Origin of the sequence: Limnobacter sp. SAORIC-580, assembly GCF_013004065.1 — a bacterium.
In the GTDB taxonomy this organism is placed as follows: domain Bacteria; phylum Pseudomonadota; class Gammaproteobacteria; order Burkholderiales; family Burkholderiaceae_B; genus Limnobacter; species Limnobacter profundi.
This window is the reverse complement of sequence record NZ_CP053084.1, coordinates 1,918,949-1,935,799: the sequence shown is the minus strand read 5'-3', so window position 1 is coordinate 1,935,799 and position 16,851 is coordinate 1,918,949. Positions and strand designations below refer to the sequence as shown.

The window sequence follows — 16,851 nt, the reverse complement described above, 5'->3', positions numbered from 1 at the left end:
TTGCTTCGGTGATCTGTGACCGACTGTGTTGCATGCCATTTCCAGAAAGTTCATTTGTTGGAGGGTAATCTGAATGAGTTATGCGTTTGCCTCAAACCACTTGCATATTGTGTCCAACCCGCCGTGGTTGATGCAAAAATCTGTTTTCTCCTGCACCACTGGCTTGGCATGAAAAGCCACGCTGGCACCTGAAATTTCCATCATTTTCAAATCGTTCGATCCATCGCCCACCACAATGGCGCGTGAAGGTTCGCAGCCCAACAGTGTGCAGGTTTCCAATACGGTTTCGCGTTTTACTTCCGCATCCACAATGGTGCCCAGCACACGGCCTGTCAAATGCCCATCTACAATTTCAAGTGTGTTGGAGCGGGTGTAATCCAGCCCCAATACTTCTTTCATTTTGTCTGTGAAAAATGTGAAGCCACCACTAACCAACAATGTTTTCCACTTGTTGGCTTTGGCATACGCTATCAGTTCTTCTGCGCCGGGTGACAAGCGCAGGCGTTCTTCAAATACGGATTGAAGGCAGCTTTCAGGCACGCCCTTGAGCAAGGCCACGCGGCGGTTCAGGCTTTCAGAAAAATCTTTGATTTCGCCGCGCATGGCAGCTTCGGTAATTTCGGATACTTCTTTTTTCTTGCCCGCAAAGTCGGCAATTTCATCAATGCATTCAATGGTAATCAAGGTGCTGTCCATGTCCATTGCCAACAGCTTGAATTCATTGGCCTGAAACTCGGCTTCCAGAATTGCAAAGTCGAATTGATGTGCGCGGCTTAATGGTCGTAAGGTGTCGGTAATTGCGGCTTTGGGCAGGGTGTAGGCTTCTGGAATTTCAATGCAGGCTTGTTGATTTAGCGTTTCTACGCCAAGAGTAGGCAGGTTCAGTGCATCCAGGGCTGTGTGTACTTGTGCTGTGCTTAATGTTTGCGAGGAAAAGAATAGTCGGCTCATGGTGTGCTCTCCGTGGGTTGCGCGGATTCTACCTTGTCGATAGCAGGAATGTTGTCGGCGGGCTCTTGAAGTTGTGCCAAGAGTTCAATCGAGGGTTTGTGGCCCCGTTGCGCCGCAAGGTTTAACCATTGTAACCCCAGGGGCTTGTTGACAGGAAATCGGGTCCCTTCGTACAGCAGACTGCCCAGCAAATGCATGGATTCCTGCAAGCCCTGTTGTGCAGCTGTGTTGAGTAAGGCCAGCACGGCAGGGTCTTCCGGTTGCAAGGGAACTTCATTTTTCAACACCAACTCGGCCAATTCATGGCTGGCTTGTGGGTGATTCAAGCGCGCGGCACGCCGCACCCAAAACATGCGGTCTTCACCTTCAAATTTGCTCAACCGGTAGCGCGCGTTGGCGTCGCCTGCATTGGCCAATGTGTAAAGCAGGCGTTTTTTCTGTTCGCAGAATTCGTTGTTGGGGCAGTAAACCTCTTCTTTGCCCTGGTCGAGTCGCTTTAATGCGTATTGAGTGCAGGGCAGGTGTACTTCTGCGCAGGAATCAAGATGCTGCTGGGCTTCAATTTTGCTGTGTCCGAACGGGCTCTCCAATTGGCTTTCAAGCACAGTTTGTGAATACAGCAATTGCGATGGGTTGTGTTGGTCTCGCGATGCGCGGCGCAACCAACCCATACCCTCGGTCAACTGTTTGTTCAAATCGCTTTGCTTGGCGTTGAACACATCAAGTAGCAGTAACTGGCCCAAATAATATTGAGCGGGGGTGTGGTTCTGAAGGGCTGCTTTACCCAGCCACACGCGTGCAACTTTCAGGTCGCGCTCTACTACATCGCCGCGTAAGCGCATCAAGCCCAGTGTGGTTTGTACTTCTGCGTCGCCTGCCTCGGCCTTCGGTAAAAGCGCTTTGTACACGGCCATACCGGCCTCGCCGGCCGTTGGGCTTTCCGCTGCTTTGGCGGTGGTTGCATTGAGAAATGCGCAACCAATAAGGGCTGCGCCCAACAAGTGCAACCAAATGTGGTATTTGCCAGCGTTGTGGGTCATGAATTCAAGCCAGTTGTTTGATCAAACCTTTGAGAAACTTTACACGGTCGCTGACTTTCGGGAAACTGCGCGTGATGCGCAAGCGTTCAGCACCAGCCAGTTTCATGTCTTTTTCTTTTTGAATCATCAAGATAATTTTGCCAGCATCCACATTGGGTTGGGCATCAAACTGCACCACTGTTGCGTCGGTTGAACTGTCTATTTTTGCAATGCCCAGTGGTTTGGCCAGAATGCGCAAACGGTGCGTTTCCAATAGTGCTGTTGCTGCATCAGGCAATTTGCCGAAGCGGTCAATCAATTCCTCTTGCACCTCTGAAATAAAGTCCATTTCTTCGGTGCTGGCAAGGCGCTTGTACAGCGTGAGGCGTTCATGCACATCGGGGCAGTAATCTTCGGGTAGCAAGGCAGGGGTATGCAGGTTAATTTCTACCGTAGCGTTCAGTGGTGCGGTTAAATCGGGTTCTTTGCCTGCGCGCAAACTTCGCACGGCGTGGTTCAGCATGTCGGTGTACATTTGAAAACCCACCTCGTGCACATTGCCGCTCTGGTTGGCGCCCAGCACTTCACCGGCGCCACGAATTTCAAGGTCGTGCATGGCCAGGTAAAAACCGCTGCCCAGGTCTTCCATCATGGTAATAGCCTCGAGGCGACGCTCTGCGTTTTTACTCAAGCCTTCTTCGTTGTTCACCATCATGTAGGCATAGGCCTGGTGGTGGCTTCGCCCAACCCGGCCGCGCAGCTGGTGCAATTGGGCCAAGCCGAATTTATCTGCACGGTGAATGACAATGGTGTTGGCGGTGGGTACATCAATACCGGTTTCAATGATGGTGGTGCACAACAACACGTTGAAGCGCTGTTGATAAAAATCGCGCATCACACGTTCAAGGTCGCGTTCGTTCATTTGCCCGTGGGCAATCCCGATTCGTGCTTCGGGCAGTATTTTCTCAAGCGCTTCTCGGCGATTTTCAATGGTGTCCACTTCATTGTGTAGGTAGTACACCTGCCCGCCACGTTTCAATTCACGCAGCACGGCTTCACGAATCACGCTGTCGGTTTCGCGACGCACAAAGGTTTTAATCGACAGGCGACGTTGCGGTGCGGTGGCAATCACCGAAAAATCGCGAATGCCTTCCATGCTCATGGCCAGGGTGCGTGGAATGGGTGTTGCGGTCAGCGTAAGCACGTCTACTTCAGCACGCAGATTTTTTAGCGCTTCTTTTTGGCGCACACCAAAACGATGTTCTTCATCAATAATCACCAAGCCAAGGCGTGAAAACTCCACCTCGGAACTCAGCACTTTGTGGGTACCAATAATGATGTCGGCACGCCCACTGTTGATTAATTCAACTGCATCTCGAATTTCCTTGGGCGATTTGAAACGCGACAATTCAACTACTTTCACAGGCCAGTCCGAAAACCGGTCTGAGAAGGTTTGAAAATGTTGTTCAGCAAGCAGCGTAGTGGGTGCCAACAGCACCACCTGTTTGCCATCCATTACGCTGACGAAAGCAGCACGCAAGGCCACTTCGGTTTTTCCAAAACCCACATCGCCGCACACCAGGCGGTCCATGGGGCGGGGGGAAGTCATGTCGGCAATGACGGCTCGAATCGCTGCGGCCTGGTCAGCGGTTTCTTCAAATCCAAATTTTTCAACAAAGGCTTCGTAGTCGCCAATGCTTAACTTGAATTCATGGCCTTTACGCAGCGCGCGGCGGGCATACAGGTTGAGCAATTCGGCTGCAGTGTCGCGCACCATTTTTGCCGCTTTCTTTTTTGCCTTTTCCCATTGGCCTGAACCCAGGGCATGTACTGGCGCGTTTTCCGGGTCAGCGCCGCTGTAGCGGGCAATCACATGCAGTTGGGCAACCGGCACAAACAGGTTCGAACCATTGGCATATTCAAGGTGCAGGAATTCAGATGCGCCTTCACCAAGGTCCATGCTGATCAGGCCTTTGTAGCGGCCTATGCCATGCTGCTGGTGCACCACCGGGTCGCCAATTTTCAGTTCCGACAAATCGCGAATCATGGATTCAACGTTGCTTTGCCTTTCCTGTTGCCTGCGTGCGCCGCGGCGGCGGGGTGAAAGCGAGAATAATTCTGCTTCCGTGACGAACGCAACTTGCGCTTCCAGCCCGCGGTGCACGCCAAATCCTTGGTCAAGCACTGCGGTGCACAGTACAAAACGTTCGCCACTTTCCAGTGCACCTTGCAGTGTTTCTGTTTGGTGGGGCTTTAGTTTGTGTTCCAGAAAATACTGATTCAGGGTTTCGCGGCGACCATCGCTTGGGGCCACCATAATGACTTGTTTGTAGCTTCCCGCACCAGTTCGTTCTACCAGGTTGCGGAACTTGAAAATTGGGTCGTCGGCTTTGCGATCCGCAGCCAGGTCGGGCAGCAGCGCGCCGCTGTATTCCGGCACCAAGGCGTTCTTGGATGCCGACAAATTCACGCGTGCAGCATTCTCGAAACTGCTGAAGAATTCAGTGGCATTCAGGTAAATTTCGGAAGGTCGAAGAATAGGGCGTTGAATGTCTTTCGATAGAAAATCGAAACGGCTTTGTGTGTCAGCCCAAAATGTTTGCAAGGCTTGGTCTACGTCGCCATGCTGAATAAACACCAGTTCTTTTTTGGGCAGGTAATCAACGAGGCTGGCGGTGTTCTCAAAAAACAGGGGCAGATAATACTCAATGCCTGCGCTGGCCACGCCTGTGCCCATGTCACGGTAAATGGAAACTTTGGAAGGGTCACCTTCGAAACGTTCCCGCCATTTGCTGCGAAACTGCGCACGGCTTTGTTCATCCATGGGGTATTCGCGGCCAGGCAGCAGGCGCATTTCGCGCACCGGGTACAGGCTGCGCTGGGTGTCTACGTCGAATGTTTTGATGGATTCAATTTCGTCATCAAACAAATCAATTCGAAACGGCAATGCAGTGCCAGTCGCAAACAAGTCGATAATGCCGCCGCGAATGCAGTATTCACCGGGTGTCATTACCTGTGAAACATGGTTATAGCCTGCAATCGTCAGTTGTTCACGTAACTTCTTTTCATTCAGTTTGTCGCCGGTTTTGAAGTAGAAGGTGCTGCCGGCCAAAAATGAAGGTGGTGCCAGTTTCTGGATGGCTGTGCTGGCCGCTGTGATCAGCACGTCCAGATCACCCCGCTGGGTTTGGTAAAGCGTGGCAAGTCGTTCGGATACCAAGTCCTGGTGAGCTGACAAACTGTCGTAGGGCAGGGTTTCCCAGTCTGGCAGGTAATGTACCTTCAGGGTGGGGGCAAACAGGGTGATTTCTTCTTGCAGGCGAGTGGCATCGTGCGGGTTGGCGCAGGTGATCAGGCAAAGCTTGTTTTGCTGCTGGGCCTGTGTGCACAATTGCGCCAGCAAAAAAGCGTCGGCACTGCCGGGCGGGTGCGCCAAGCTGAGCCTGTGGCCGCCGGTTAGCTGAAAAGAAGAAGTAAAATATGAAAGCATAAAGTTCGCCCGCTTGGATACTGCAACCATGCTGGTTTTCCAGTGGGCGTCAAGTTCGGGTTTTGGGTCGGTGAATCAAGGCCCGTATTATACGGCGGCAAGTGCCCGCATAGGAACAGGCTTTCATGGCAAGAATTGCCAAGTACTTTGGTTTGGTGCCCGCAGGTGGTGCGGGGCGTCGCTTCGGCGGAAGTATCCCAAAGCAATACGCCATGCTGGGCGCAAAAACTGTACTGGAACACAGTGTAGAAGCGCTGTTGGCCGACCCGCGTGTAGAAAAGGTGTTCGTGGTGGTGGCCAGCGACGACTCAACAGCCCTGGCCCTGTTTCGAGGCAACAGCCAGGTCACTTGCTTGCCATTGGGTGGGCAGGAGCGCGTGAATAGCGTGCTCAATGGCCTGAACCATTTGCTTGAAAATTTACTTGTGGGTGAAACCGATTGGGTTTTGGTGCACGATGCTGCCCGCCCTGGTTTAAGTGCCGCAGCTTTGAAAAGTCTGATTGACCAAGGTAGTGAACACATTGCGGGCGCGTTGTTGGCTGTGCCTGTGGCGGATACCTTGAAGAGAACCAGCTTGGCCCAAGAAGGCGAAGTGATTGCTCAACACACGGTGCCCAGAGACCACTTGTGGGCGGCGCAGACGCCGCAAATGTTTCGGGCGCAGGCGCTTAGCATGGCTATTTCCGAGTGCTTGTACAAAGGTGCCCAGTTAACCGACGATGCCAGTGCGATTGAAACCCTGGGCATTGGTCCCCTGATCGTTCCGGGGCATGTGGAAAACATGAAAATTACCCAAGCCGAAGATTTGCGGACAGTGGCCAGATTGCTTGGTTTGCATCAGGAGAATTTTGAATGAGTGAAATTGGCCGCTTGAGAGTGGGGCAGGGGTATGACGTACATCGCCTGGTCGAAGGGCGTCGGCTGATTTTGGGCGGAGTACACATTCCTTCCGAGCTCGGTTTGCTGGGTCATTCCGATGCAGATGCGCTGTTGCACGCCATTACTGATGCAATTTTGGGGGCCTGCGCCATGGGCGATATTGGCACCCACTTTTCTGATACTGACCCCCAGTTTGAAGGGGCTGACAGTGGCGTGCTGTTAAAAAACGTGATCGAAAAAGCCAGGCGTAAGGGGTTTACCTTGATCAATATCGATTCCACTCTGATTTGCCAAAGCCCAAAACTTGCCCCCCACATGGCAGCAATGCACTCAAGTTTGAGCAGCCTTTGTGGCTTGCCACTGGATGCAGTCAACATCAAAGCCAAAACCAACGAAAAACTGGGTTACCTTGGGCGCAAGGAAGCCATTGAGGCGCAAGCTGTGGTGTTGATGGTGAAGGGCGAGTGATGGTTTCCCGTTTTATTTTGGCGATTAGCACCAGTTCAGGCGTAGCCAAGGTGGCTGCAGCCACTGAGCCTCTTGAATTAAATGCGCATGCGGCGGACTTGTTCAACTTTGAAATTACTGATTACAAAAGCCAGTCTACCCAACTATTGCCCTTGATTCAGCAACACCTTGAACTCGGCAATTTAAAGCCTGCCCAGTGTGCAGCAATTGCTGTAGATATTGGCCCTGGTGGTTTTACCAGCCTGCGCACAGCTTGCGGTATTGCCCAAGGCCTGGCTGTGGCCTGGCAAGTGCCCACGGTGCCATTGAGCAGCTTTGAATGCATGTTGCCTGCTCGGCAGCAAGAGCTGCCAGTCACGGTTTTGATGGATGCACGTTTGCATGAAATTTACGCAGCCTGCATTCAGCGAACTGCACAGGGCACAGCATGGGTCAAGCCACCCCATTTGTTGGCAATGCACGAATTGCAGAAAATTCAGGGGCCGGCTGTGTGCGATGCACATTTGTATGCGCAACTACACAACCCAGGCCCAGACGTGTTGCTGGGGGCAGTGTGCGCAATTCGCCTGGCACAATTGGCATGGCAGGAATTCCTGGCAGGTCGAGTGGCTGCACCGTTTGACTGCCAGCCTTTGTATGTTCGCGACAAAGTCGCCCAAACCACCACTGAACGATTGGCGTTGAAGCATGGCGCTGTTTAGTATTCGACCCATGACAGAGGCTGATGTGCCTGCTGTAATTCTGGTTGAGAACCAGATTTACGAGTTTCCCTGGACAGACCGGAATTTTCTGGACTCTTTGCGGGCGGGTTATCACATGCATTGCATGTGGTTGGATGAGCAACTTGCAGGCTACATTGTCATGATGCATGTGGTGGATGAATACCACTTGCTGAACATATCTATTCGTGCCGACTTGCAAGGTTTGGGGCACGGTAAGCACTTGTTGCAATGGGGCATTGGCCAGGCCAAACTGGCCAATGCAACCGGCATGTTGCTGGAGGTCAGGCCCAGTAACGTGACTGCAAAAAACCTGTATGAGAAAGAGGGGTTCAAATTGATTGGGGCCCGCAAGAATTACTACCCGTCTCAACTGGGCCGTGAAGATGCCTTGGTGATGTTCAAACGATTTACAGGTTGACCGGAATGACAAGCACTCGAAGCAAAGCCGATCTGTTCAATGCCATGGGTATAGGCCCTGTTTGGGAACTGCGCAAGCAGGAAAGCGAGTCAAAGCCATCCACGATGCCTAGTGGCGTGGCGTTTGACGGAATGTCGACCGCAGCACTCACGCTTGAATCGTTGCGAGAAAGTGTAGCCACCTGCAAACAATGCGGTTTGTGCAAAACACGCAAGCAAACCGTGTTTGCAGATGGCATGCCACACGCACCCCTGATGGTGGTGGGAGAAGGGCCAGGCGTGGAAGAGGATGCGACCGGCCTGCCGTTTGTGGGCAAGTCAGGGCAGTTGCTGGACCGCATGCTGAAAGCAATTGGCGCAAGCCGTACAACCAACACCTACATTGCCAATGTGGTGAAGTGCCACCCACCGGGTAACCGCAATCCTGAGCAGGCAGAAATTGAACAATGTTCTCCCTACCTGGTTCAGCAAATCAAGGCCAGTGGACCCAAAGTGTTGTTGCTGGTTGGGCGCTTTGCAGTTCAAACCCTTCTGAACATCAAAAAGCCAGTGGGCGAATTGCGGGGTGTGGTTCACCAAGTGAGCCTGGATGGTCTTGATATTCCTGCAGTGGTTACTTACCACCCAGCGTACCTGTTGCGCAGGCCGGAGGAAAAATTAAAAGCGTGGGACGATTTATTGTTGTTGAAACAGCAAGGTCTAATTTAAGCTGTTTGTCACAGAGGCACGCCCACAGGGCGGTCCTCTCCTATTCGGGCTTCCACGTTGTACAGGCGCTGGTTGCGGCGGTGCCAGAGAATCACCATCAACATGGTGGCCATCACAAAGCCGCCGAACATCAGAATCACATTGTTCACATGCACATCAAAACTGATCAAGATGGCGTAAATGGCAAGCATGGTCAGCACTGAAATATTTTCATTGAAATTTTGAATGGCAATCGATCGGCCAGCGCTCATCAGCACATGGCCCCGGTGCTGCAGTAAAGCATTCATGGGTACTACGAAAAATCCGCTCAGTGCGCCGATCACGGTAATCAGCAGGTAGGCCATGCCTTGATTGTTCACCAGTACCATGGCCATGCAAACAATACCCATTAATATACCCATGGGCAGCACCAACATTGATTTTTTCAGCGGAATCATTTTGGCCGCGGCCACGGCACCGGCCGCCACGCCAAATGCGCAAACGCCTTGCAGAATTGCGCCTTTGTCCAAAGGCAGGCCCAAGGCACTTTCAGCCCATTTCAGCACGATAAATTGAAGCGTGGCCCCAGCACCCCAGAACAGTGTGGTGACAGCAAGTGAAATTTGTCCCAGTTTGTCGTTCCACAGTTGCTTTACACAGCCGTAAAACTTGCGGGTCATGATGATTGGGTGATTCAACTGTGGCTCGTAGCGAGCGCCTGTGTCTGGAATCTTGAAGTTGAAAATGGCCGCGATCAAATAGCCTGAAGTAATCACAAAGATGGCAGCTTCAGCAGGCGTGTCCATATTGTCGGTCACGCCTGGAATGTGCAGCTGCATCAGGTATTGGCTGGTGCCTGGCGCAATCAATATGCCACCAAGTACGGTGCCCAGAATGATCGACAGCACGGTGAGTCCCTCGATCCAGCCATTGGCTTCTACAAGCCTGTCATGTGGCAAAAGCTCGGTCAGGATGCCGTATTTGGCGGGTGAGTAGGCTGCAGCGCCCAACCCAACCACCGCGTAAGAAAGCAGGGGGTGTACGCCAAAGAACATCATCAGGCAACCCACAATTTTGATGGAGTTGGTGATTAGCATGACCCTGCCTTTGGGCAATGTGTCTGCAAACCCGCCAACGAAGGGGGCCAGCACCACGTACGACACCACGAAGAACAGCTTCAGCAATGGGGTCATCCAGTCAGGCGACTGGATCTGAAACAGCAATGCGATTGCCGCAATCAAAAGTGCGTTGTCTGCAAGCGACGAGAAAAACTGCGCCGCCATGATGGTGTAAAAGCCGGGTTTCATTCAACTGTGAATTGAGCGAAATCCATTTAGTGCGATTTCGCCGTTTCGCTGCTCGTTCAACGGTGTTGAGGCGTTATATCATATCCAGACGCTTCGCGTATTAAGCAATGCCTTTTTTACAAAGTTCGAGCCAACCCCTAAACCACCAATTGCCAGCCCATGCCGCGACCCATACGTGCAGTGGTCAGACCCGCCGCCATCTCTGCCAATATCAATAGAATCAAGGAATTGCTGGGCAATGTCGCGGTGATGCCAGTGGTGAAAGCCAATGGCTATGGGCATGGTTTGGAAAGAATTATTGATGGCCTGCGCGAGGCTGACGCCTTGGCCATTTTGGAAATTGAGGGCGCGACCCGCTTGCGCCACCTGGGTTGGAACAAGCCAATTGTGTTACTCGAAGGCTGTTTTGACCAGGCCGATCTGCTCAAGGCCTTGGAGTTACGTTGTGATTGGGTGGTCCACAATCACAAGCAGTTGGATGATCTGGAGGTTCTTGCGAAGCAGGCACCTGCACACAAGCCCAGAATTTTCTTGAAGTTGAACACCGGCATGAATCGCTTGGGGTTTCAGTCTGCTCAAGCGCAAGCTGCCATTCAGCGGCTGGATGAGTTCACCCTGAAACATCAATGGCCCACACCAGTTTTGATGACGCACTTTGCCAATGCAGATGAAGCGGAGCCGCGGGTCCGCTTGCCTTTTGCGCAACATCAGCATCAAGCCTTGATGGGACTGAAGCCTGCCCATTGGCAAAGCAGCCTGGCCAATTCAGCCGGTAGTTTGAATTTTCCGATGTTGGCCGGTGACATTGCCCGCCCTGGCATTGCTATTTATGGCGCCACCCCTGGTCCCGACGCAGCGGCCAACTATGGCCTGAAGCCAGCAATGATTTTCAGCAGCGAAATTATTGCAATTCAAGAGGTAAAACAAGGTGACAGAGTGGGTTATGGATCGCGTTGGGAAGCGAGCAACAGCGGGCGTATCGCGGTGGTGGCCTGCGGTTATGCCGATGGCTACCCACGCCACGCACCCGACGGAACGCCCACGTATGTTGAAGGGCATGTTGCGCCAGTCGCAGGCCGCGTGTCGATGGACATGATGACCATCGACGTCAGCCAAATCCCGAATGCCAATGTTGGCAGCACAGTTGAATTGTGGGGCGGGCACATTCCTGTCGATGTCGTGGCCGACCGTTGCGGCACCATTGGCTATGAACTGTTGTGCGCAATTGCGCCCCGCGTGCCATTTTTTAAAGCCTAGACCTAAAAGGGACACGCCGTTTTGGCCAAAATTAAAAGTCAATATCAGTGCACTGAATGCGGTGCCGTGTTCGCCAAATGGCAGGGGCAATGTACCGATTGCAGCAGCTGGAACACGCTGGTTGAATCGGCCGTGAGCACGGCAGCGCCGCCCAAGCACAGTCGCTTTGCTGCTCTGGCTGCGCAAAGCAGCAGTGTGATCAAGCTTTCCGAGATTCAGGCGCAAGACCATCCACGTTTCAGCAGTGGTGTACCCGAATTTGACCGTGTGCTGGGAGGTGGAATGGTGCCCGGCATGGTGGTGTTGCTGGGTGGCGACCCTGGCATTGGTAAATCCACCTTGTTATTGCAGTCTATGGTCACCTTGGCCAAAACCACATCGGCCTTGTATGTCAGCGGCGAGGAATCTGCCGGGCAAATCGCCTTGCGCGCCCAACGCCTTGGGCTGGAACACACCAACCTGAATGTATTGACCGAAATTCAGCTGGAGCAAATTGTTGCCCAGCTTGAAACACACAAACCGCAAGTGCTGGTTATCGACTCCATTCAAACCCTGTACACCAGCGAGTTAAGCGCTGCGCCGGGATCGGTCAGCCAGGTGCGCGAATGTGCAAGCCAGCTGACACGGCTTGCCAAAGCCATGGGGGTCACCACCATTTTGGTGGGCCACGTCACCAAAGAGGGTACCCTTGCAGGGCCGCGTGTGCTTGAACACATTGTGGACACCGTGCTGTATTTCGAAGGGGATTCACAATCTTCATTCCGTTTGGTGCGTGCATTTAAAAACCGGTTTGGTGCGGTGAACGAACTGGGCGTGTTTGCCATGACTGACCGTGGTTTGAAAGGTGTCAACAACCCCTCGGCCCTGTTTTTGTCGCAGACGGCTGAATGGGTGGCTGGTTCCTGTGTAATGTGCACGCAAGAAGGAGCAAGGCCATTGCTGGTTGAAATCCAGGCTTTGGTGGATTCCTCGCATTCACCTTCACCGCGCAGGTTGTCAGTGGGCCTGGAGCAAAATCGCCTGGCCATGTTGCTGGCGGTGATGCATCGCCATGCGGGCCTTCAGTTTTTTGATCAAGATATTTTTATCAATGCGGTGGGCGGCGTACGAATTTCGGAACCTGCGGCCGACCTCGCGATTGTTTTGGCCATGGTGTCCTCGTTGCGCAACAAACGCTTGCCCAAAGAGTTGGTAGTGTTTGGCGAAATCGGCTTGTCTGGTGAGTTGCGCCCGGCACCGCGTGGGCAGGAAAGGCTGCGCGAAGCTGCCAAACTTGGCTTTACCCATGCGATTGTGCCGGCCAGCAACGCACCCAAGCAGCCCATTGACGGTATTGAAGTGATTGGTGTGGATCGAGTTGAGAAGGCACTTGCTGCGCTGAGAGACAAGCTGGATTGTTTTTGACTCAATTTTGACTTGACGTTTGATTGATACGACAATTGCGCAGATAACAATAAATTCACTCTACTGAGCGATCCATGTCCAAAAGCCGTTTGTTTTTGCCTGTTGTGTGGGCCGCCGTGGGCTCACTCCTGCTTGCCGCTTGTTCCCGCCCCGAAATAGACACCACTGAAGTCATTCGACCAGTTCGTGTGATTGAGCTGCAAGCCGGTGGGAGCACCTTTGAAGAAAGTTTTCCCGGGCAAATTGAACCCCGTTTTCAGGCAAAACTCAGCTTTCAGGTGGGCGGGAAATTGACGGTACGCCTGGTGGATGTTGGAGACAAGGTTACGAAAGGCCAGGTACTTGCAAAAATTGATCCCCGGGATTTGAGCCTTGCCTTGCAGGCGGCCCAGGCGCAATTTGATGCAGCAGCCACTGAGCATGCGCAGTTGAAAACCGATCTGGATCGCGCCAAAACCCTGAAACAACAAAATTTTATCAGCCAGGCAGAGCTTGATCGTCGACAGTTGGCCTTCGATGCCGCGGGCAGTCGTTTGAGTCAGGCTCGCGCCCAGTTGAGCACGCAGGCCAATCAGCGGCAATATGGCGACCTGCGTGCTCCGGGCAGTGGTGTTATTTCCAGCGTGTATGCCGAAGCAGGGCAGGTGTTGGCGCCAGGTCAGGCTGTGGTCCAGTGGGCTGATGAGAATGATGTGCAGGTCAGCATGGCTGTGCCCGAGAGCCGGGTCAGTGCGATCAAGCCGGGTCAGGATGCGCGCGTATTGCTTTGGTCTGGTGAACAGTCTTTGAATGCAAAAGTGCGGGAAGTTTCTCCGGTGGCAGACCCGGTAACACGCACGTTTGCGGTGTTACTGGATGTCAACGACCCAGCCAGAATGTCCCGTTTTGGAATGAGTGCGACAGTGCAGTTTTCAACTGCCGCCAAGTCGACCGCGTTCAAGCTTCCAATTTCAGCCCTGGTGGCCGAGCACACTGGTGCTTTTGTTTGGGTATTCGATGAAAAGCAAGGTGTGGTCAACAAACGGATTGTTCAACCCCATGACGTCTCTGAAAGCGACTTTCTGGTCAAAGACGGCCTAAACAATGGCGAGTTGATTGTCACTGCCGGCACCCACGTTCTGAACGAAGGCCAAAAGGTTCGTCGCTTCATTGAAACAAGCGATCTTTCCAAATGAGAAAAATCAACCTGTCGCGCTGGGCGCTTGAAAACCAGCCATTGGTTCGATACCTTCTGGCGGTATTCATTTTCGCCGGAGTCGCCGCATTTTTCTCCTTGGGCCAGGAAGAAGACCCGCCATTCGTGTTTCGCGGCATGGTGGTGCGTGCCTACTGGCCAGGAGCAACCGCCATGCAAATGGGTCAGCAGGTGGCCGACCCGATTGAAAAGGTAATTCAGGAAATTCCTTACGCCTACAAAATACGCTCGTACTCCAAGCCTGGTGAAACCGTCATTTTTCTTCAACTGGATGACAGCGCACCGCCCAGGCAAGTGGCCGACATTTGGTACACCACACGAAAACGGGTCAGCGACATGGCTGGAACACTGCCGCGTGGTGTCGTAGGGCCATTTTTCAACGATGAGTTTGGCGATACCTTTGGGGTGTTGCTGGCATTCTCCGCAGATGGATTCAAGTATGCCGAGCTAAAGGACTTCGTGACACAGGTACGTCAGGAAATGCTCAAAGTGCCCGATGTGGCCAAGGTGCAGCTATTTGGCGTTCAACCTGAAAAAGTGTTTATCGATGTCTCGCATTACAAAATTGCGCAATTGGGTATTTCTGCGCAAGACATTTTCAATCAAATCAACAGCCAGAATGTCGTGACTTCTCAGGGTGTTTTGAGTCTGGAAGAGCAAAAAGTGTGGTCAAGGGTGCAGGGGCAGTTTGAGTCCATTGAAGACCTTGCCAACCTGCCGATTCGGGCGGGAAAAAACACACTCCTGCTCAAAGACATCGCCCACGTTCATCGCGGCTATCAAGACCCACCTGTGTCCAAAATGCGCTTCAATGGCAAAGAGGTGATTGGCTTGGGGATTTCCATGGTCAATGGTGGCGATATTATCCGCCTTGGCCAAGAGTTGGAAAAAGTTGAGCGCCGCATACTGGCTGAACTCCCCGTGGGCATTGAGCTTCAGCGCGTGGCGGATCAGCCCAAATCAGTCAGTACCTCGGTCAATGAGTTTGTGAAAGTACTGATTGAGGCGATTGTAATTGTGTTGGCAGTCAGCTTTTTGAGTTTGGGGCTGCACAGCAAACCGTTTCGAATTGACACCCGACCGGGCTTGGTCGTTGCGCTGACCATTCCTCTTGTGCTGGCGCTTACCTTTTTGGCCATGTCGTTTTTCAACATTAACCTGCACAAAATTTCGCTGGGCGCGCTGATTATCGCTCTGGGTTTGTTGGTGGACGATGCGATCATCGCGGTTGAAATGATGGTTCGCAAACTTGAAGAGGGTTATTCGCGCTTCGATGCGGCTATTTTTGCTTACGACTCCACGGCGATTCCCATGCTGACAGGCACCTTGATTACAGCAGCGGGCTTTCTGCCCATTGCCCTGGCGCAATCGGCAGCGGGGGAATACACCTATTCAATTTTTGCGGTGACCGCCATTGCCTTGGTGTTGTCTTGGTTTGTCGCAGTTATTTTTGTGCCTTACATTGGCTATTGGTTGCTTAAAAAGCCCAAAGACGGGCAGGGCCACACGGAGGTGTTCGACACACCGTTTTACCAGCGCTTCCGCCACTGGATTGAGGTGTGCGTTAACCACCGCTGGATCACGATATCGGTCACCGTGCTGGCTTTTATCGGTGGCGGCTATTCTTTCAAATTCATTGAGCAGCAGTTTTTCCCTGATTCCAACCGTTTGGAAATCATGGTGAATTTGTGGTTGCCCGAGGGCACCGCATTTGAGGAAACCGAAAAACAGGCGATCAAGCTTGAGCAGTGGTTGGCCAAGCAACCCGAAGTGCAGGGCTATGCCAGTTTTGTGGGTGATGGCGCGCCGCGTTTTTATCTGTCGCTGGATCAAAAATTTGTGCAAAGCAATTTGGCCGAGCTGATTGTCATTCCCAAAACATTCGAAGACCGGGAAATACTTCGGGGCAAACTGAAAGCGCATCTGGAAGGCAACTTCCCCGACATTCGCCCGCGAATTACCCTGTTGCCCAATGGCCCGCCCGTCACTTATCCCGTTCAGTTTGTGGTGCAGGGCCCGGATCCACGCGTGGTACGAGTGGTGGCCGACAAGGTGAAAGAGGCGGTAGCCTCCAGCGAATATACCCGCGGCACGCATGACAACTGGAATGAAAACATCAAGGTGATGAAGGTTGAGGTAGACCAGGCTCGCGCCCGTGCCTTGGGGGTTAGCAGCCAAAGTATTGCGGAGTCCTCGCATGTCATTTTGTCAGGCGTAACCATTGGGCAGTACCGGGAAAATAATCGCCTGATCGATATTGTGTTTCGCAACCCTGAAAGCGAACGCGACACCCTGGCTGAACTCATGAATGCCAACGTTCCCACAGCAAGCGGTGCCTATGTGCCCTTGTCCCAGGTGGGCAATGTCACCATGAGCTTTGAGCCTGGGGTGATTTGGCGTGAGGGTGGTGAGTTCGGAATTACTGTAAAGGCCGATGTGGTCTCCGGTATTCAGGGCACCACCGTTGCTTTGGCCATGAACAAGGCCCTCGATCCGCTTCGTGCTGAATTACCGCTGGGTGTATCAGTGAATCTGGATGGGCTTGCCGCTGATTCTGGCAAGGCACAGCAGTCGATCATGGCCAATGTGCCTTTGATGCTGTTTATCGTGCTTACCTTGCTGATGTTGCAACTGAAAAGCTTTGGCCGAACCTTGCTGGTTTACTTCACCGGCCCGTTGGGAATTATTGGTGCCGCTTTGGCCTTGATCATCACTGCGCGCCCGTTTGGGTTTGTTGCACAGCTGGGCGTGATTGCCTTGTTCGGGATGATCATTCGAAATTCGGTTATTTTGGTGGACCAAATCGAGCAAGACAGGGCAGCTGGTGTAGACCCTTATGAGGCCATCATTGGCTCGACCATTCGGCGCTCTCGGCCAATTTTACTGACTGCAGCGGCCGCCGTGCTGGCCATGATTCCATTGATGCGTTCGCAGTTCTGGGGGCCCATGGCAGTGGCGATCATGGGCGGGTTGATTGTGGCTACTCTGCTAACCCTGTTTTTCCTGCCAGCGTTGTACGCTGCAGCTTATAGAATTCGCAAACCCAAGTTGTAA

At 52.8% G+C, this 16,851-nt stretch carries 13 protein-coding genes; 9 read left to right on the top strand and 4 right to left on the bottom strand.

Annotation, left to right across the window (positions count from 1 at the left end; translation table 11 throughout):
• Nucleotides 1-78 precede the first annotated feature (78 nt).
• From serB to mfd, 3 genes are read right to left on the bottom strand one after another with little or no spacing between them, the layout of a single operon-like run.
• Nucleotides 79-951, bottom strand: coding sequence for a phosphoserine phosphatase SerB (gene serB, locus HKT17_RS09005; protein ID WP_171099484.1), 873 nt, complete (start codon nt 949-951; stop codon nt 79-81).
• On the bottom strand, nt 948-1,991 hold the full coding sequence (locus HKT17_RS09000) for a tetratricopeptide repeat protein (protein WP_171099482.1): 1,044 nt from the start codon (nt 1,989-1,991) through the stop codon (nt 948-950). Before HKT17_RS09000 ends, serB begins: the two co-directional genes overlap by 4 nt.
• A gap of 4 nt (nt 1,992-1,995) precedes the next feature.
• On the bottom strand, nt 1,996-5,460 hold the full coding sequence (gene mfd / locus HKT17_RS08995) for a transcription-repair coupling factor (RefSeq protein ID WP_171101450.1): 3,465 nt from the start codon (nt 5,458-5,460) through the stop codon (nt 1,996-1,998).
• 125 nt (nt 5,461-5,585) lie between these two features.
• On the opposite strand from mfd, the gene ispD reads away from it, so the two are divergent.
• Genes ispD through HKT17_RS08970 form a run of 5 tightly spaced genes read left to right on the top strand, consistent with a single transcriptional unit; the run spans nt 5,586 to nt 8,655 of the window.
• On the top strand, nt 5,586-6,317 hold the full coding sequence (gene ispD, locus HKT17_RS08990) for a 2-C-methyl-D-erythritol 4-phosphate cytidylyltransferase (protein ID WP_105029317.1): 732 nt from the start codon (nt 5,586-5,588) through the stop codon (nt 6,315-6,317).
• Nucleotides 6,314-6,808: a 2-C-methyl-D-erythritol 2,4-cyclodiphosphate synthase gene (gene ispF, locus HKT17_RS08985; RefSeq protein ID WP_171099480.1), complete on the top strand. Its 495-nt coding sequence runs from the start codon at nt 6,314-6,316 to the stop codon at nt 6,806-6,808. The genes ispD and ispF overlap by 4 nt, the downstream gene beginning before the upstream one ends.
• Nucleotides 6,808-7,509 carry a tRNA (adenosine(37)-N6)-threonylcarbamoyltransferase complex dimerization subunit type 1 TsaB gene (gene tsaB, locus HKT17_RS08980; protein WP_171099477.1) on the top strand — a complete coding sequence of 234 codons (702 nt, stop codon included), beginning with the start codon at nt 6,808-6,810 and terminating at the stop codon, nt 7,507-7,509. Before ispF ends, tsaB begins: the two co-directional genes overlap by 1 nt.
• Complete coding sequence (gene rimI / locus HKT17_RS08975; RefSeq protein ID WP_105029314.1) at nt 7,496-7,948, top strand: ribosomal protein S18-alanine N-acetyltransferase; 453 nt, start codon at nt 7,496-7,498, stop codon at nt 7,946-7,948. The genes tsaB and rimI overlap by 14 nt, the downstream gene beginning before the upstream one ends.
• A gap of 5 nt (nt 7,949-7,953) precedes the next feature.
• Nucleotides 7,954-8,655: a uracil-DNA glycosylase gene (locus HKT17_RS08970; RefSeq protein ID WP_171099469.1), complete on the top strand. Its 702-nt coding sequence runs from the start codon at nt 7,954-7,956 to the stop codon at nt 8,653-8,655.
• A gap of 8 nt (nt 8,656-8,663) precedes the next feature.
• Here HKT17_RS08970 and lplT read toward each other — a convergent pair whose 3' ends face one another.
• Complete coding sequence (gene lplT / locus HKT17_RS08965; RefSeq protein WP_171099466.1) at nt 8,664-9,941, bottom strand: lysophospholipid transporter LplT; 1,278 nt, start codon at nt 9,939-9,941, stop codon at nt 8,664-8,666.
• Nucleotides 9,942-10,100: 159 nt separating this feature from the next.
• Between lplT and alr the strand changes: the two genes are divergently transcribed.
• The 4 genes from alr to HKT17_RS08945 all read left to right on the top strand — a co-directional run bounded on the left by alr (nt 10,101) and on the right by HKT17_RS08945 (nt 16,851).
• Entirely contained in the window at nt 10,101-11,198 is a 1,098-nt protein-coding gene (gene alr, locus HKT17_RS08960) for an alanine racemase (RefSeq protein WP_105029312.1), read from the top strand.
• A gap of 21 nt (nt 11,199-11,219) precedes the next feature.
• Nucleotides 11,220-12,602, top strand: a complete 1,383-nt coding sequence (gene radA, locus HKT17_RS08955; protein WP_171099464.1) for a DNA repair protein RadA — start codon at nt 11,220-11,222, stop codon at nt 12,600-12,602.
• 74 nt (nt 12,603-12,676) lie between these two features.
• Nucleotides 12,677-13,777 carry an efflux RND transporter periplasmic adaptor subunit gene (locus HKT17_RS08950; RefSeq protein ID WP_171099462.1) on the top strand — a complete coding sequence of 367 codons (1,101 nt, stop codon included), beginning with the start codon at nt 12,677-12,679 and terminating at the stop codon, nt 13,775-13,777.
• A complete protein-coding gene (locus HKT17_RS08945; protein ID WP_171099451.1) occupies nt 13,774-16,851 on the top strand; it encodes an efflux RND transporter permease subunit in 3,078 nt (1,025 codons plus the stop codon). Before HKT17_RS08950 ends, HKT17_RS08945 begins: the two co-directional genes overlap by 4 nt.

What these genes read in the sequence shown, in the direction of transcription:
- serB (WP_171099484.1), bottom strand. Translation starts at nt 951, where the DNA reads ATGAGCCGACTATTCTTTTCCTCGCAAACATTAAGCACAGCACAAGTA.
- HKT17_RS09000 (WP_171099482.1), bottom strand. Translation starts at nt 1,991, where the DNA reads ATGACCCACAACGCTGGCAAATACCACATTTGGTTGCACTTGTTGGGC.
- mfd (WP_171101450.1), bottom strand. Translation starts at nt 5,460, where the DNA reads ATGCTTTCATATTTTACTTCTTCTTTTCAGCTAACCGGCGGCCACAGG.
- ispD (WP_105029317.1), top strand. Translation starts at nt 5,586, where the DNA reads ATGGCAAGAATTGCCAAGTACTTTGGTTTGGTGCCCGCAGGTGGTGCG.
- ispF (WP_171099480.1), top strand. Translation starts at nt 6,314, where the DNA reads ATGAGTGAAATTGGCCGCTTGAGAGTGGGGCAGGGGTATGACGTACAT.
- tsaB (WP_171099477.1), top strand. Translation starts at nt 6,808, where the DNA reads ATGGTTTCCCGTTTTATTTTGGCGATTAGCACCAGTTCAGGCGTAGCC.
- rimI (WP_105029314.1), top strand. Translation starts at nt 7,496, where the DNA reads ATGGCGCTGTTTAGTATTCGACCCATGACAGAGGCTGATGTGCCTGCT.
- HKT17_RS08970 (WP_171099469.1), top strand. Translation starts at nt 7,954, where the DNA reads ATGACAAGCACTCGAAGCAAAGCCGATCTGTTCAATGCCATGGGTATA.
- lplT (WP_171099466.1), bottom strand. Translation starts at nt 9,941, where the DNA reads ATGAAACCCGGCTTTTACACCATCATGGCGGCGCAGTTTTTCTCGTCG.
- alr (WP_105029312.1), top strand. Translation starts at nt 10,101, where the DNA reads ATGCCGCGACCCATACGTGCAGTGGTCAGACCCGCCGCCATCTCTGCC.
- HKT17_RS08950 (WP_171099462.1), top strand. Translation starts at nt 12,677, where the DNA reads ATGTCCAAAAGCCGTTTGTTTTTGCCTGTTGTGTGGGCCGCCGTGGGC.
- HKT17_RS08945 (WP_171099451.1), top strand. Translation starts at nt 13,774, where the DNA reads ATGAGAAAAATCAACCTGTCGCGCTGGGCGCTTGAAAACCAGCCATTG.